Below are 15719 nucleotides of genomic sequence, written 5' to 3'. Positions count from 1 at the left end.
GGCGGGCGCCCGCCGCTCAGCGGCGAGGCGCCCGCAGCCGCGTCAGCAGGCGCCGCGCGTGCGCCCGGTTGCGCGGGTCCGCCGCCGCCCGGCGCGCCTGCTCGATGGTCCGCCGGCCCTGCGGGGTGGCGGACCACGCCTTGATCCGGCGCAGCATGGTCGTCATCGCCATCACACGTCCTCCTGGTGCATTCGTCCTCATGGCTGGTGGTACGAGGGCGTCACGCCCTCCTGACCGGGTACCCCGCCGCCATGCACATCGATCTCACCGCGCGCACCGCCCTGGTCACCGGCTCCTCCCAGGGCATCGGAGCGGCCGTCGCCGCCGGCCTGGCCCGCTCCGGCGCCCGGGTCGGCGTCAACGGCCGCGACCCCCAGCGCCTGGAACGGGCCGTCGACGCGCTGCGCCGTCAGGTGCCCGGGGGCCGGTTCGTGCCCGTGGCGGCCGACGTGGCCACCGAGGAGGGCGCGCAGGAGGCCGTCCGCGCACTGCCCGGCGCCGACATCCTCGTCAACAACCTCGGCATCTTCGGCGCCCGGCCCGCGCTCGAGATCAGCGACGACGAATGGCGGCGGCACTTCGAGGTGAACGTCCTCGCGGCCGTCCGTCTCACCCGCGCCCTGCTGCCCGGAATGAAGGAACGCGGCTGGGGGCGGGTGATGTACATCGCCAGCGACTCCGCCGTCGCCGTCCCCGCCGAGATGATCCACTACGGGACGACCAAGACGGCGCTGCTCGCCGTCGGCCGCGGCTTCGCCAAGGAGGCCGCCGGGACCGGCGTCACCGTCAACTCCGTGATCGCCGGACCCACCCGCACCGGGGGAGTGGAGAAGTTCGTGTACGAACTCGTCGACCCGGAACTCCCCTGGGAGGAGGCCCAGCGCGCCTTCATGCGCGAACACCGCCCGCAGTCCCTGATCCAGCGGCTGATCGAGCCCGAGGAGATCGCCAACATGGTCGTCTACCTGGCCTCCGACCAGGCGTCCGCCACCACCGGCGGCGCACTGCGCGTGGACGGCGGCTACGTGGACTCGATCCTGCCCTGAGCCGGCGGCCCGCCCGGGTCACGGCAGCGGCTGCGCCGCCCAGATGACCTTGCCCTCGGGCGTCCACCGCGTCCCCCACCGTTCGGAGAGCTGGGCGACCAGGAACAGTCCGCGTCCGCCCTCGTCGAAGGTGGTCGCCTGCCGCAGCCGCGGGGCGGTGCTCCCCGCGTCGGACACCTCGCAGATCAGCTCGCGCTCCCGCAGCACCCGCACCCGCACCGGCCCGCTGCCGTGCCGCAGCGCGTTCGTCACCAGCTCGCTGAGGATGAGCTCCGTGGTGAAGGCCTGGTCCTCCAGTCCCCACTCGGTCAGCAGCCGGGCCGCCGCCGCCCGGATCCCGCCCACCGCCGACGGGTCCCGCGGCACGTCCCAGACGGCGATGCGGTCCGCCCCGATCACCCGGGTCCGCGCCACCAGCACCGCGATGTCGTCCGTCGGCCGCGGCGCCACCCCCTCCAGGACGTCCCGGCAGGTGTCCTCGGGGGACTCGCCCGCCCGCGCCAGCGACGCGCGCAGCAGCTCCAGACCGGCGTCGATGTCCCGGTCCCGCTCCTCCACCAGACCGTCCGTGTACAGGACCAGCCGGCTGCCCTCCTCCAGTTCCACCTCGGCCGTCTCGTACGGCAGCCCGCCCAGCCCCAGCGGCGGACCGGCCGGGACCTCGAGGAACTCCACCCGCCCGTCCGGCCGCACCACCGCCGGCGGCAGGTGCCCGGCCCGCGACATCACGCAGCGGCGCGACACCGGGTCGTACACCGCGTACAGACAGGTCGCCCCGGTGATCGTCACGCCGCCGTCGGGGTTCTCCTCCTGGTCGATCCGCGCCACCAGCTCGTCCAGCAGCCCCAGCAGTTCCTCCGGGTGGAGGTCCAGCGCGCTGAAGGTGTGCACCGCCGTCCGCAGCCGCCCCATGGTGGCCGCCGCGTGCAGACCGTGCCCCACCACGTCGCCCACCACCAGGGCCACCCTCGCCCCCGACAACGGCAGGACGTCGAACCAGTCACCGCCCACCCCGGCCTGGGCCGGCAGGTACCGGTAGGCCACCTCCAGCGCGTCCTGGTCCGGCAGCCGGCGCGGCAGCAGGCTCCGCTGGAGCGTCACCGCCATGCCGTGCTCGCGGGTGAACCGCCGGGCGTTGTCGATCGCCACCGCGGCCCGGGTCACCAGCTCCTCGGCGACCGCCAGCTCCTCCTCGTCGAACGGCTCCGTGCGCCGGTCGCGCCAGAACCCGACCACGCCCAGCACCTGACCGCCGGCTCGCACCGGCACCGCGATCAGCGACCGCACGCCGTGCTCCAGCAGTTGCGACCACTGCTCGCGGTCCTGGCCCTCCCACGCGGGCGTCTCCGCCAGCCGCGGCTCCAGCAGCGCCCGGCCGGCGCGCAGCACCCGCGCCTGCGGGGAGGAGCCGTCCGGCCGGATCCGCGCGTCCAGCGGGAACAGCGGCGCCTCGTCGACCCCCACCACCGCCGTCCGGCGCAGCGCCGCCCCCGGGTCGGGCCGCGCGGACGGCTCGTCGCCCTCCAGCACCGCGTCGAACAGGTCGACCGTCGCGTGGTCGGCGAACCGGGGCACCACCAGCTCCGCCAGCGCCTCCGCGGTCCGGCGCACGTCCAGGCTGCTGCCGATCCCCAGCCCCGCCGCGTACAGCAGGTCCAGCCGCTCCCGGGCGGCCTCGGCGCGCCCGGACAGCGCCCGCAGCTCCGTGGAGTCCCGCAGGGTCGCCACCGACCCCGACGGCCCGCCGCGAAGCCGTGTCGGCCGCTGGTTCACCACCACCAGGCGGTCCCCGACCGGCCGCACCTCGTCGGTGGCCACCCGGCCCGACAGGAGCAGCTGGGCCATGTCCGGAGACAGGCCCAGTTCGCCGACGCGGCGCCGGCCGGTGTCGTCCGGCAGTCCGAGCAGCCGCTGCGCCTCGTCGTTGGCCAGCAGCAGCTCGCCGTCCGCCCCGACGATGACCACGCCCTCCCGCACCGAGTGCAGGACCGCGTCGTGGTGCTCGTACATGCGCGTCATCTCGCGCGGGCCCAGCCCGTGGGTCTGCCGCAGCAGCCTGCGCCCGGCCACCGCGGTGCCCGCGGTCGCCAGGGCGAGCGCGGCCGCCGCGGCCCCCAGCAGGAGCGGCAGCTGACGGTCGGCGGTGTTGCCCACGCTCTCCACCGTGATGCCCGCCGACACCAGCCCCACGACCCGGCCCTGCGGATCCCGCACCGGCACGACCGCCTGCACCAGCCTGCCGATGGTGCCGGTGATCTCCTCCACCACCGGCTCGCCCCGCAGCGCGGGGCCGATCCTCCCGACGAACTTCTTGCCGATCCGGTCCGCGCGGGGGTGGGTGTACCGGATCCCCTCGGTGTTCATCACCACCACGAAGTCCACCGGGACGCTCCGCCGCACCTCCTCGGCCCGCGGCTGCAGCTCCGCCGTCGGATCCGGGGACAGTAGCGCCTCCCAGGTGCCCGGCGCGCCGGCGAAGGAGACGGCCACGGCCCGTGAGCGGTTGCGGGCCTCCTCCTCGCTGGCGGCACGCCCCTGGAGCACCAGCGCGGCCGCGGAGGCGAGCACCAGCAGCACCACGATGACCACGTGTACGACGAAGACCTGCGCGGCGACGCTGCGCCGCGACAGCATGCCCGATCGGCCCGGTGGTCGCATAGGCCTCAGTTCTACCCGCAGTGTCCGGGACCGGCACGTCCGACATGACGGTGGTGCGTCACGTTTCCGTCCGGGCGTCGAGGCCGTTTCCCCCGCGGACCCCGGGCAACCCGGAGCGTGCCACCGGACGCGCCGGACGTGCCGGACGCGCCGACACGGTGGACACCGCGGACGGAAGGAGAAGATGATCATGGCCGACCACCGAGACCCCGAACTGGACGACCTGTGGAACGAGTTCCACAGCGTGGTCAACATGACCTCCCGCGAACTCCAGGAATGGCTGATGACCCGCTCCGCGGGCGAGCGGACCGAGGCGTTGCCGGACCAGGCGGGCACCGAGAACGGCCGCCGCGTCCTGGAGATCCTCGGCAAGCGCCGCGTCGACCTGACCGGGGACGACGTCCGGGTGATGCGGAAGGTGGTCGACACGGTCACCGCCGAGCGCGGCGTCGACATGGAGCCCACGGCCGGTCAGCCGAACTGGCGCCACCGGCTGATGACCCTGGGGCACGACCCGCTCAAGCCGGTCTCCACCTGACAGCCGCACCACCTGCGCCGGCCGTACCGCCGCAGTCGCGCGTACGGCCGCGCCGAGGGAGCCGCGCGGCAGGCGCGGCGGGCACCCGGCCCCGCGTTCGGGAGGCCGGGCGCCCGCCCGGACGTGCCCCGCGGACGGTCAGACGGCCGCCCAGCCGCTGTCGACCGGCAGGATCGCGCCGTTGACGCCGGCGGCGGCGTCCGAGGCCAGGAAGACGATCGCCGCCGCCTGGTCCTCGGCGCTGGTCACCGCGCCGATGTTCTGGAAGTACGGGGCGATGGTGGCCGGACCGTGGGCGCCCTGGTCCGCCTCCACCTTGATGTTGGTGGCCACCCCGCCCGGCGCGACCGCGTTGGCGCGGATCCCCCTGCCCCGGTACATCACCGCGAGGTTCTTCGTCAGGCCGATCACGCCGTGCTTGGACGCCGTGTAGGCCGCGCCGGCCGCGCTGCCGCGCAGGCCCGCCTCGGAGGCGGTGTTGACGATCGCGCCCCCGCCCGCGGCGAGCATGTGCGGCAGCACGGCGCGGGTCAGCATGAACGGGGCGGTGAGGTTGACGCGTATCACGCGGTCCCACTCGGCGTCGGTGACGTCGGCCGCGGCGGACATCCGGTCCATGACGCCCGCGTTGTTGACCAGCACGTCGACGGTGCCGAACACCTCGACGGCGGTCTCCGTGACCCGGTCGACCACGGCCTGGTCGCCGAGGTCGCCGGTGACCGCGACGGCGGTGCCGCCGGCGGCCCGGACGAGCTCCACGGTCTCCCGCGCGGTCTGCGCGTTCAGGTCGGCGACCAGCACCCTCGCCCCCGCCGCCGCGAAGCGCAGGGCCGCCGCCCGGCCGATGCCGGAACCGGCGCCCGTCACGATCACGCTCTTGCCGGCCAGACCGGTCACATCGCTCATCCCTGGTGCTCCCTCACGGTGCCGCACCGCCCCTGCGGCGGTGGGCACGGTTCGACCGTACAACTTTCTGTCGCGACGCGCCATGAAGTCACTCGGTGCCACAAAAGATGTGACGTACAGTGACAACCCCACGACAGGCCGAGCCGCGGCCCCGCCCGCCCGCCGACGCGAGGAAGAGAGCGATGGAGTTCACCCCGCCCGCCGCCGCACCGTCCGCACCGCGGCCCGTGGTCCGGCGCACCGGCAGACCGCCCCTGACCGAGCGGCGCAAGGCCGCCACGCGCCTGGACATCTCCCGCCAGGCGGTGCGCCTGTTCGCCGCCCACGGCGTGGCGGGCACCTCCGCCGACGAGATCGCCGCCGCGGCGGGCCTGTCCACCCGCACCCTGTGGCGGTACTTCCCCTCCAAGGAGGAGTGCGTCCGCCCGCTGCTCACCACCGGGCTCGAGGACATCGTGGAACGGCTGCGCGACTGGCCGCCCGGTGTCCCCCTCACCGAGGCCCTCGGCCTGGACGCCGACGACGCCGGCCGGACCTCCGACAGCGTCGAGGTGGCCCAGCTGGTCCGCCTGACCGGCGACGAACCGGGACTGCGCGCCGTCTGGCTGCAGATCCACTCGGAGGCCGCCGACGCCTTCGCCGCGATCCTCGCCGAACGCGAGGGCCGCGACGCCGCCGACCTCGCCGTCCGGGTGCGGGCCGGCACCCTCAACGTGGCCCTGCGGATCGCCGTGGAGGAATGGGCCCACCACGCCGGCGCCCCCGGCGCGCCGGCTCTCCGGCACGTGATGCGCGCCGCGCTCGCGCACGCCGCCGCGGTCCTCCCCGACTGAGCGGCCGGAAGCCGCCTCCGCCGTCGGGACACGCCGGCCGCTGTGCGATCGTGTCCGCGAGCGACGAGCGACCTGGAGACACGTGAGCACCGAATCCCTGGCGGCACCGTCCCCCCTCCTGCTGCCCGACGGACGGCCCGCCGCCTCCGCCTGGTCGCTCGACCCGGAGGTCAGGCACCTCAACCACGGCTCCTTCGGCGCCGTCCCGCGCGCGGCGCAGGACGCCCAGGCCGCTCTGCGCCGCCGCATGGAGGCGTCACCCGTCGAGTGGTTCCCCGGCCAGCCGCAGCTGATCGCGGACGCCCGGCGCAGGATCGCCTCCTACCTCCGCGCACCCGCGGACGGGACGGCGCTGGTGCCCAACGCCAGCGCCGGGGCAAGCGTGGTCTACGGCAGCCTGCCCCACCGGGCGGGCGCGGAGATCGTGGTCACCGACCACGGCTACGGAGCCGTCACCATGGGCGCGGCCCGCCTCGCCCGGCGCTGGGGAGGCGCCGTGCGCACCGCCCACGTCCCCCTCGACGCCACCGCCGACGAGGCGTACCGGGCCGTGACCGACGCGTTCACCGACCGCACCGCGCTGGCGGTCGTCGACCACATCACCTCCGCCACCGCCCGGCTGATGCCCGTCGGCCGCATCGCCGCCGAGGCCCGCCGCCGCGGCATCGCCCTCCTGGTCGACGGGGCGCACGCCCCCGGCATGCTCGCCGACCCGCTGGCCGGAGCGGAGGCCGACTACTGGGTCGGCAACCTCCACAAGTTCCCCTGTGCCCCCCGCGGCACGGCGGCCCTGGTCGTGCGCACCGGGCGGCGCCAGGACCTCCACCCCCTGATCGACTCCTGGGGCGCCACCGAGCCCTTCCCCGAGCGCTTCGACCACCAGGGCACCGTCGACGCCACCTCCTACCTGGCCGCGCCCACCGCCCTGGACTTCGTCGAGGACACCTGGGGCTGGGACCGCGTCCGCGCCTACGTCACCCGGCTCGGCGACCACGCCCAGCGCACCGTCGCCGCCGCGTTCGCCCGGTTCACCGGGGAGGACCACACGGTCCGTGTCGGCATGCCCGCGCCCGCCCTGCGCCTGGTGCGGCTGCCCGACGGCCTGGCCGGCACCCGCGAGGAGGCCGACGCCCTGCGCGAGGAGGTGGTCCGCAGGTTCCGGGTCGCCGCGGCCTTCACCAGCTTCGGCGGCACCGGCTACGTCCGCCTCTCCGCCCACGCCTACAACACGCCCGCCGACTACGACCACTTCGCCGAGACCTGCGTCCCCGTCCTGGTCGACCGGGCCCGCGGCGAAGGTGCGCCGGCGGCCTACAGGCCGAGCGCCAGCCGGTGGTAGGCCTGGTTCCAGCGCAGTTCGCGCCGGAACCGCCGGGTGGTGGTCGACGCGTCGATGAGGGCGAGCTCCACCTTGAGCATCTCCGCCAGGTCGTCCAGGTGCTCGGACGTGAGCGCCGAGCTGAGGACGGTGTGGTGCGGCCCGCCCGCCGTCAGCCACGACTCCGTGGACGTCCGCAGATCGGGGGAGGGGCGCCAGACCGCCCGGGCCACCGGCAGCGCGGGCAGCGGGTGCGGCGGCGCCACCACCTCGATGTCGTTGGCGACCAGACGGAACCGGTCGCCGAGGTCGGCCAGGCCGACGACGACGGCCGGGCCCGGGGCCGCGTCGAACACCAGGCGGACGGGGTCCTCCCGGCCGCCGATGCCGAGCGGGTGGATCTCGCAGCTGGGCGTGCCGGCGGCGACCGTCGGGCACACCTCCAGCATGTGGGCGCCCAGGATGAGTTCGCTGCCGGGCGTCAGGTCGTAGGTGTAGTCCTCCATGAAGGAGGTGCCGCCCGGCAGCCCGGCCGCGGCCGTCTTGAGCGCCCGCAGCAGGACGGCCGTCTTCCAGTCGCCCTCCCCGCCGAAGCCGTACCCGTCCGCCATCAGACGCTGCACGGCCAGGCCCGGCAGCTGCCGGAGACCGCCGAGGTCCTCGAAGTTGGTGGTGAACGCGCCGAAGCCGCCCTCCGCCAGGAACCGCCGCAGCCCCGCCTCGATCCGCGCCGCGTAGCGCAGCGAGTCGTGCCGCTCCCCTCCGGCGCGCAGCTCGGGCGCCAGCCGGTAGGCCTCCTGGTACTCCTCGACCAGGGCCGAGACCTCCTGCTCCTCCGCCCGGTCCACCACGTCCACCAGGTCGTTGACGCCGTAGGTGTTGACCGAGACGCCGAGCCGCAGCTGCGCCTCCACCTTGTCGCCCTCGGTCACCGCGACGTCACGCATGTTGTCGCCGAAGCGGGCGACCTTCAGGGTGGCGAGCTCGGCGCGGGCGGTCGCCGCGCGCGCCCAGACGGCGACCCGGGCGACCGTCAGCGGGTCGCTCACGTGCCCGGCCACGGTCTTGCGGGCCACCCCCACCCGGCCCTGCACGTGCGCGAACTCGCGGTCGCCGTGGGCGGCCTGGTTGAGGTTCATGAAGTCCATGTCGATGGTGTCCCAGGGGAGGGCCACGTTCGACTGGGTGTGCAGGTGCAGCAGCGGCTTGCGCAGGGCGTCCAGGCCGGCGATCCACATCTTCGCAGGGGAGAAGGTGTGCATCCAGGTGATCAGTCCGACGCACCGGTCGTCGCCGTTGGCGTCGAGACAGGCCCGGCGGATGGCCGCGGCGTCGGTCAGCACCGGCTTCCAGACGACGCGGACGGGCAGTGCGCCGTCGTCGGCCAGCACGGCGGCGATCCGCTGCGACTGCTCGGCGACCTGCTTCAGGGTCTCCTCGCCGTACAGCCCTTGGCTGCCGGTGAGGAACCAGATCTCGCGGACGGAGGAATGCGGGCTCTGCACAAGGGCTCCTGGGTGGCGTCGTGGTCCGACAGTGGGCGTGGTGGGGGAGGGGCGGGGCGGAGGGCGGGGTCAGCCCGCGGCGAGCGCCGTGTCGCGCAGCTTCCGCAGGCGGTGCAGCTGGTCGCCGTCCGCGAAGCGGTCGTGCAGCAGCCGGTACTCGGCGAACAGCGCGTCGTAGGCGTCGGCCCGCCGGTCGTCCGGTAGGAAGACGTCGCGCCGCAGCCGGCCCATCGCGGCCGTCGCCGTGCGCACGTCGGGATGCGCGCCGGCCGCCACGGCGGCGTGGATGGCCGAGCCCAGCGCGGGACCCTGGCGGGACGCCGCGAGGGAGACCGGGCGGCGCAGCACGTCCGCGTAGATCCGCATCAGCAGTTCGTTCCTGGCCAGTCCGCCGGCCACGACGAACTCGCGCACCGGGACGCCGCCGTCCTCCAGCGTCTCGACGATGACCCGGGTGCCGAACGCGGTGGCCTCCAGCATGGCCCGGTAGACGTCCTCCGGGCGGGTCGCGAGGGTGAGGCCCAGGACGACGCCGGAGAGGTGGTGGTCGACCAGCACCGACCGGTTGCCGTTCAGCCAGTCCAGGGCCACCAGGCCGTGGGCGCCGACCGGCTGGGCGGCGGCCTTGCGGGTCAGCAGGGCGTGCAGGTCCTCGCCGCGGGCGTCCGCCTCCTCGTAGTACTCCCGCGGCACGCCCTGGCGCAGGACCCAGGCGAAGATGTCGCCCACCGCGCTCTGCCCCGCCTCGTAGCCGTACGAGCCCTCCACGATCCCGCCGTCGACGACGCCGCAGATGCCCGGGATCTCCGCCAGCACGGGCGAGTTGACGACGTGGCAGGTGGAGGTTCCCATGATGGCCAGCAGCCGCCCGTCCTCCACGGCCTGGGCCGCCGCCGCGGTGACGTGGGCGTCGACGTTGCCGGCCGCCACCGCGATGCCGGGCCTGAGCCCCGTCCACGCCGCGGCCTCCTCGGTGAGGGACCCGGCCCGCGAACCCAGCGGTGACAGCGGGAACTCCAGCCGGGTCCGCGCGAAGTCGGCGAACCGCGGGTGCAGCGCCGCCAGGTACTCCTCGTCGGGGTAGCCGCCGTCCTGGTGGATGCCCTTGTACCCGGCGGTGCACGCGTTGCGGGACTCCTCGCCGGTGAGCTGCCAGACGATCCAGTCCGCCGCCTCGATCCAGCGGGCGCAGGCGTCGTACACCTGCGGGTCCTCCTCCAGGACCTGGAGGGCCTTGGCGAACTGCCATTCCGCGGAGATCTTCCCGCCGTACCGGCCGATCCACCGCTCTCCCCGCTCGTGGGCCAGCGCGTTGATCCGGTCGGCCTGCGGCTGGGCCGCGTGGTGCTTCCACAGCTTCGGCCAGGCGTGCGGCCGTCCGGCGAGGTCCGTCTCGGCCAGCGGGGTCCCGTCGGCCAGGGCGGGCAGCACCGTGCAGGCGGTGAAGTCGGTGGCGATGCCGATGACCGCGCCGGGGTCGACGCCCGCCGCGGCCACCGCCGCGGGAACCGCCTCGCGCAGCACCTCCCGCCAGTCCTCGGGGTGCTGCAGGGCCCAGTCGGGAGGCAGGACGGCGCCCGTGCCGGGCAGCCGATCCTCGATCACGCCGTGCCGGTACTCGTGCACGGCGGAGGCCAGCTCCTCCCCGTCGCGGACGCGGACCACCACGGCGCGTCCCGACAGGGTGCCGAAATCGACGCCGACGGTGTAGCGCTCGGCGCCGTCGGGCAGGTCCTCGGGGGAAGGGGGCGCGGGAGGCGGGGCAGAGGTCACGGAGGTGCCTTTCGGGTGGCCGTTCCGGCGGCGGGGCTCTGTGGGGCGCGACGGATGCGTGACAGGGACACCGAAGTGTTAGCGCTCACAATCTCCTGGCGCAAGAGGTGTGCGTCGGATGGATCGATGTACGCCCTTGTGAAGTTGATGCCTACACGGACTTCCTAACACGACAGGCACGTCACGGAAAGATAACTCCCGCAAGGGGGTTGAGGGCCTGACTTGTTAGCGCTCACAATGCGACGGCGCGCCCTCCGTGAGGAGGCCGCCCTTCGCGCGGCCGGTGTTCGGTCGCATCGACGGCACCTCCGTGCACCTCGAAAGGACACTCGCCATGGCCCGCAAAGCCGTTCTCGCCCTCAGCACGGTCCTCCTCCTCGCCACCTCGGCGCTGACGGCCTGTTCCACCGAGGCGCCCGACTCCGGCAAGGCCGGCAAGGGCGGCTCCGACGGGAAGATCACCCTCGGGTTCGCCCAGGTCGGCGCGGAGAGCGGCTGGCGCACCGCCAACACCAAGTCCGTCCAGGACGCCGCGAAGAAGGCCGGGATCACCCTCAAGTTCTCCGACGCCCAGCAGAAGCAGGAGAACCAGATCAAGGCGATCCGCACCTTCATCCAGCAGAAGGTCGACGTCATCGCCTTCTCCCCGGTGGTGGAGTCCGGCTGGGACACGGTGCTCAAGGAGGCCAAGGACGCAGGGATCCCGGTGATCCTCACCGACCGCGCCGTCGACAGCAAGGACACCTCGCTCTACAAGACCTTCCTCGGCTCGGACTTCGTGAAGGAGGGCAGGTCCGCCGGCGAGTGGCTGGCGAAGGAGTACGCGGACGAGGAGGGCCCGGTCAACATCGTCGAGCTCCAGGGCACCACCGGGTCCGCGCCCGCCAACGACCGCAGGGCGGGCTTCGCCGAGATCGTGGAGAAGGACGACAAGTTCAAGGTCGTCGCCTCCCAGACCGGCGACTTCACCCGGGCCAAGGGCAAGGAGGTCATGCAGGCCTTCCTCAAGTCCCACAAGGACATCGACGTCCTCTACGCGCACAACGACGACATGGCCCTCGGCGCCATCCAGGCCATCGAGGAGGCCGGCAAGAAGCCCGGCGAGGACATAAAGATCATCTCCATCGACGGCATCAAGGACGCCTTCGTCGCGATGACCGAAGGCAAGATCAACGTCGTGGTCGAGTGCAACCCGCTCCTCGGCGACCAGCTGATGGACCTCACCAAGAAGGTCGCCGACGGCCAGAGCGTGCCGCCCCGGGTCGAGACCGAGGAGGGCGTCTTCACCCAGGACCAGGCCGCCGAGGCCCTGCCGACCCGCCAGTACTGACGAGCACGTCCCGGTGCCGGAGGAGGCGGGCGCCACCGCCTCCTCCGGCACCCCGTCACACGAGTGAGAGGAGGGCGGATGACAACCCCGTCCACCCCGGCAGGACCGGCAGGCGCGGCAGGCGCGGACCCCGGTGAGCGGCGGCCCGTCCTGGAGGCCACCGGCATCCGCAAGCAGTTCCCCGGCGTGCTCGCCCTGGACCGGGTCGGCCTGCGGCTCTACCCCGGCGAGGTGCACGCCCTGATGGGCGAGAACGGCGCCGGGAAGTCCACCCTGATCAAGGTGCTCACCGGTGTCCAGCCGGCCGACGAGGGCACCCTGATCGTCGACGGCCGGCCACGGACGTTCGCCGATCCTCTCCAGGCCCAGCAGGCGGGCATCAGCACCGTCTACCAGGAGGTCAACCTCTGCCCCAACATCTCGGTGGCCGAGAACATCCTCATCGGACGCGAGCCCCGGCGGTTCGGACTGGTCCACTGGTCCGCGCTCAAGCGGCGCGCCGCCGAACTCCTCACCGAACTGGACCTGGACCTCGACGTCTCCAGCCCCCTCGGCTCCCACTCCCTCGCCGTGCAGCAACTGGTCGCCATCGTGCGGGCGGTGGACCTCTCCGCCAAGGTGCTGGTGCTCGACGAACCGACCTCCAGCCTCGACCGGGAAGAGGTCGCCCAGCTCTTCACGCTGGTGCGCCGGCTGCGCGACCGCGGGGTGGCCATCCTGTTCGTCACCCACTTCCTCGACCAGGTCTTCGAGCTCTGCGACCGCGTCACCATCCTGCGCAACGGCCGCCTCGAGGGCGAGTACCCCATCGGCGAGCTCACCCCCGTCACCCTGGTCCAGCGGATGATCGGCGGCGAGCTCGCCACCCTCGACGAACTGTCCGAGAAGGCCCAGGAGGAAGCCGCGGAACGGGTCGCCGGCGAGCCCTTCCTCACGGCCCGGCAACTGGGACGCGCCGGCTCCGTCGAGCCCTACGACCTCGACATCCACGCCGGCGAGGTGATCGGCCTCGCCGGACTCCTCGGCTCCGGACGCACCGAGGCCGCCCGGCTCCTGTTCGGCGCCGACACCGCCGACTCCGGCCGGGTGACCGTCGAAGGCAGGACGGCCGCCCTGCGGACGCCGCGCCACGCCATCGCCCACAAGATCGCCTTCTGTTCGGAGAACCGCAAGGCCGAGGGCGTCTTCGGCGAGCTCACGATCCGCGAGAACGTCATCCTGGCGCTCCAGGCCGCACGGGGCTGGACCCGCCCCCTGTCCCGGGCCAAGCAGGACGAACTCACCCGGCGCTGGATCGAAGCCCTCGACATCCGCCCCGCCGACCCCGAGGCCCAGTTGCGCAACCTCAGCGGCGGGAACCAGCAGAAGGTCCTCCTGGCCCGCTGGCTGCTCACCGAACCGAGGCTGCTGATCCTCGACGAGCCCACCCGGGGCATCGACGTCGGCGCCAAGGCGGAGATCCAGAAACTGGTCGCCCGGCTCGCCGCCGACGGAACCGCCGTGCTGTTCGTCTCGGCGGAACTCGAGGAGGTCCTCCGCCTCAGCCACCGCGTCGCCGTCCTGCGCGACCACCGCATGGTGGCCACCCTCGTCAACGACGACGGCGTCACCCCCGACCGCATTCTGGCCACCATCGCCACCGGAGCGGACTCATGACCAACCGGCCCGCCGTGACGGCACGCGGCCCGATGACGAGGAGGCTGGCCGGACACCGGCTGCTGTGGCCCTCGCTCGTGCTGATCGCCCTGCTGCTCGGCAACCTCGCCTTCACCCACGACTTCTTCGCCGTCCGGATCCGCGACGGGCACCTGTACGGAAGCCTCGTCGACATCCTCCAGTACGGCGCGCCCCTCACCCTGGTCGCCCTCGGCATGACCATGGTGATCGCCACCCGGGGCATCGACCTCTCGGTGGGCTCCACCGTCGCCATCGCCGGCGCGCTCGCCTGCGAGCACATCGCCACCTCGTCCGACCCCGGCGGCGCCACCACCGTCCTGACCGCCGTCGCCGTGGCCCTCGGCGTGGCGGTCGTCCTCGGTCTCTGCAACGGCCTGCTGGTCGCCCGGCTGGGCGTGCAGCCCATCGTCGCCACCCTCATCCTGATGGTCGCCGGCCGCGGCGTGGCACAGCTGATCACCGACGGGCAGATCATCACGGTGAACAGCGACAAGTACCACATGATCGGCGGCGGTCACCTGCTCACCTTCCCCTTCGCCGTCCTGCTCGCCGCCGTCCTCGTCGCGCTCACCGCCCTCGTCACCCGGCGCAGCGCCCTCGGCCTGCTGATCGAGTCCGTCGGCGGAAACCCCGCGGCGGGCCGCCTGACGGGCATCCGCGCGGCCGGGCTGCTGACCCTGGTCTACGTCTTCAGCGCGCTGTGCGCGGCCGTCGCCGGCCTGATGATCAGCTCCAACGTCAACGCCGCCGACGGCAACAACGCCGGCCTGTGGATCGAGCTCGACGCCATCCTCGCCGTCGTCATCGGCGGAACGGCGCTGACCGGAGGCCGTTTCTCCCTGGGCGGCACGGTCCTCGGCGCGATGATCATCCAGACCCTCTCCACCACCGTCTACACCCTCGGCGTGCCGCCCGAGACCACCCTCGTCTTCAAGGCGTTCGTGGTCATCGCCGTCTGCCTGGTCCAGTCCCCGGTCTTCCGGGCCAAGATGCCGCGCCGCCGCAAGGCCGCGGCCCCCCGATCCGACACCACGGCGGACGCCGCCGGCCGGCAGCAGGAGGCCCGCGCATGAGCACCGGCATCGCGAACACCGCCGCACGACCCACCCGTCCACCGTCCCGCACCGGGTCCCGGGGGGCGGGGACCCGGATCCCGCTGATCGTCACCGCGGTGCTGCTGGTGGCGATGTTCACCGTCGGGTCGCTGCGCTACGACGGCTTCTTCTCCACGCAGGTGGTCCTCAACCTGCTGATCGACAACGCGTTCCTGCTGGTGGTCGCCGTCGGGGTGACCTTCGTGATCCTCACCGGCGGCATCGACCTGTCGGTCGGGTCCGTGGTCGCGCTCTCCACCATGATCACCGCCTCGCTGGTCCAGCACCAGGGATGGTCGCTGGGAGCGGCGGTCCCGCTCGTCCTGGCGATCGGGGCGGCCGGGGGAGCGCTGATGGGGTGGATCATCCACACCTTCGAGATCCAGCCCTTCATCGTCACCCTGGCGGGCATGTTCCTCGCCCGTGGCCTCTGCTACACGATCAGCACCGAGTCCATCACCATCGACGACCCGACCACGGTCGGCATCGCCCAGGCCCGGCTGTACGGACCCGGAGGCCTCTTCGTCTCCGTCTCCGTCATCATCGCCCTGGTCGTGCTGCTGATCGCCTTCGTCGTGCTGCACCACACCCGCTTCGGCCGGGGCGTCTACGCGCTGGGCGGCAACGAGACCTCGGCGCGGCTGATGGGCCTGCCGGTGGGGTCCACCAAGGTCGCCGTCTACGCCATCAGCGGCCTGTGCTCCGCGCTGGGCGGCGTGCTGATGACCTTCTACATGCTGTCGGGCTACGCCCTGCACGCCATGGGCATGGAACTGGACGCCATCGCCGCGACCGTCATCGGCGGCACCCTGCTGACCGGCGGCTCGGGCTTCGTCCTGGGCACCGCCCTCGGCGTGCTCGTCCTCGGCACGATCCAGACGGTCATCAACTTCCAGGGCACGCTCAGCTCCTGGTGGACCCGGATCGTCATCGGCGGCCTGCTGCTGGTGTTCATCGTGCTCCAGCGGCTGATGACGGGGCGCCGGGCCTCCACGGACTGACCCGCCCCACCCCCCGCCCCGCCCGCCCGCGCGGGTCCG

General features: G+C 73.4%; 13 protein-coding genes. 8 read left to right on the top strand and 5 right to left on the bottom strand.

Annotation, left to right across the window (positions count from 1 at the left end; all coding sequences use genetic code 11):
* Positions 1-16: 16 nt before the first annotated feature.
* Complete coding sequence (locus A2U95_RS30690; RefSeq protein ID WP_166029080.1) at positions 17-172, bottom strand: hypothetical protein; 156 nt, start codon at positions 170-172, stop codon at positions 17-19.
* Positions 173-252: 80 nt separating this feature from the next.
* Here A2U95_RS30690 and A2U95_RS30685 point away from each other — a divergent pair, with 80 nt between their 5' ends.
* Positions 253-1047 carry an SDR family NAD(P)-dependent oxidoreductase gene (locus A2U95_RS30685; protein WP_166029102.1) on the top strand — a complete coding sequence of 265 codons (795 nt, stop codon included), beginning with the start codon at positions 253-255 and terminating at the stop codon, positions 1045-1047.
* Between the two features lie 18 nt (positions 1048-1065).
* Here A2U95_RS30685 and A2U95_RS30680 read toward each other — a convergent pair whose 3' ends face one another.
* Positions 1066-3681 (bottom strand): SpoIIE family protein phosphatase, encoded by a 2616-nt coding sequence (locus A2U95_RS30680; RefSeq protein WP_166029101.1) that lies wholly within the window; start codon positions 3679-3681, stop codon positions 1066-1068.
* Between the two features lie 214 nt (positions 3682-3895).
* On the opposite strand from A2U95_RS30680, the gene A2U95_RS30675 reads away from it, so the two are divergent.
* Positions 3896-4243, top strand: coding sequence for a DUF3140 domain-containing protein (locus A2U95_RS30675; protein WP_166029099.1), 348 nt, complete (start codon positions 3896-3898; stop codon positions 4241-4243).
* A gap of 138 nt (positions 4244-4381) precedes the next feature.
* Here the strand turns inward: A2U95_RS30675 and A2U95_RS30670 are convergent, their stop codons facing one another.
* Entirely contained in the window at positions 4382-5149 is a 768-nt protein-coding gene (locus A2U95_RS30670; protein ID WP_166029097.1) for an SDR family NAD(P)-dependent oxidoreductase, read from the bottom strand.
* A 182-nt stretch (positions 5150-5331) separates the two neighbouring features.
* On the opposite strand from A2U95_RS30670, the gene A2U95_RS30665 reads away from it, so the two are divergent.
* Positions 5332-5982, top strand: coding sequence for a TetR/AcrR family transcriptional regulator (locus A2U95_RS30665; protein WP_166029095.1), 651 nt, complete (start codon positions 5332-5334; stop codon positions 5980-5982).
* A gap of 82 nt (positions 5983-6064) precedes the next feature.
* On the top strand, positions 6065-7321 hold the full coding sequence (locus A2U95_RS30660; protein WP_166029092.1) for an aminotransferase class V-fold PLP-dependent enzyme: 1257 nt from the start codon (positions 6065-6067) through the stop codon (positions 7319-7321).
* Here the strand turns inward: A2U95_RS30660 and araA are convergent.
* Together araA and A2U95_RS30650 are read right to left on the bottom strand one after the other, a co-directional pair.
* A complete protein-coding gene (gene araA / locus A2U95_RS30655; protein WP_166029090.1) occupies positions 7294-8805 on the bottom strand; it encodes an L-arabinose isomerase in 1512 nt (503 codons plus the stop codon). The two genes, A2U95_RS30660 and araA, sit on opposite strands and share 28 nt — an antisense overlap.
* A 69-nt stretch (positions 8806-8874) precedes the next feature.
* Positions 8875-10536 carry a ribulokinase gene (locus tag A2U95_RS30650; RefSeq protein ID WP_166029104.1) on the bottom strand — a complete coding sequence of 554 codons (1662 nt, stop codon included), beginning with the start codon at positions 10534-10536 and terminating at the stop codon, positions 8875-8877.
* 376 nt (positions 10537-10912) lie between these two features.
* On the opposite strand from A2U95_RS30650, the gene A2U95_RS30645 reads away from it, so the two are divergent.
* The 4 genes from A2U95_RS30645 to yjfF all read left to right on the top strand — a co-directional run bounded on the left by A2U95_RS30645 (position 10913) and on the right by yjfF (position 15680).
* Complete coding sequence (locus tag A2U95_RS30645) at positions 10913-11908, top strand: ABC transporter substrate-binding protein (RefSeq protein ID WP_166029088.1); 996 nt, start codon at positions 10913-10915, stop codon at positions 11906-11908.
* 78 nt (positions 11909-11986) lie between these two features.
* Entirely contained in the window at positions 11987-13564 is a 1578-nt protein-coding gene (locus tag A2U95_RS30640) for a sugar ABC transporter ATP-binding protein (RefSeq protein ID WP_166029086.1), read from the top strand.
* On the top strand, positions 13561-14658 hold the full coding sequence (locus A2U95_RS30635; protein ID WP_166029084.1) for an ABC transporter permease: 1098 nt from the start codon (positions 13561-13563) through the stop codon (positions 14656-14658). Before A2U95_RS30640 ends, A2U95_RS30635 begins: the two co-directional genes overlap by 4 nt.
* Entirely contained in the window at positions 14655-15680 is a 1026-nt protein-coding gene (gene yjfF, locus A2U95_RS30630) for a galactofuranose ABC transporter, permease protein YjfF (RefSeq protein WP_166029082.1), read from the top strand. Before A2U95_RS30635 ends, yjfF begins: the two co-directional genes overlap by 4 nt.
* Positions 15681-15719 lie beyond the last annotated feature (39 nt).

The organism is Streptomyces chilikensis (assembly GCF_001642695.1).
GTDB lineage: Bacteria > Actinomycetota > Actinomycetes > Streptomycetales > Streptomycetaceae > Streptomyces > Streptomyces chilikensis.
Note: the sequence above shows the minus strand (reverse complement) of the source record. Positions and strands in the feature narration are given on the sequence as shown.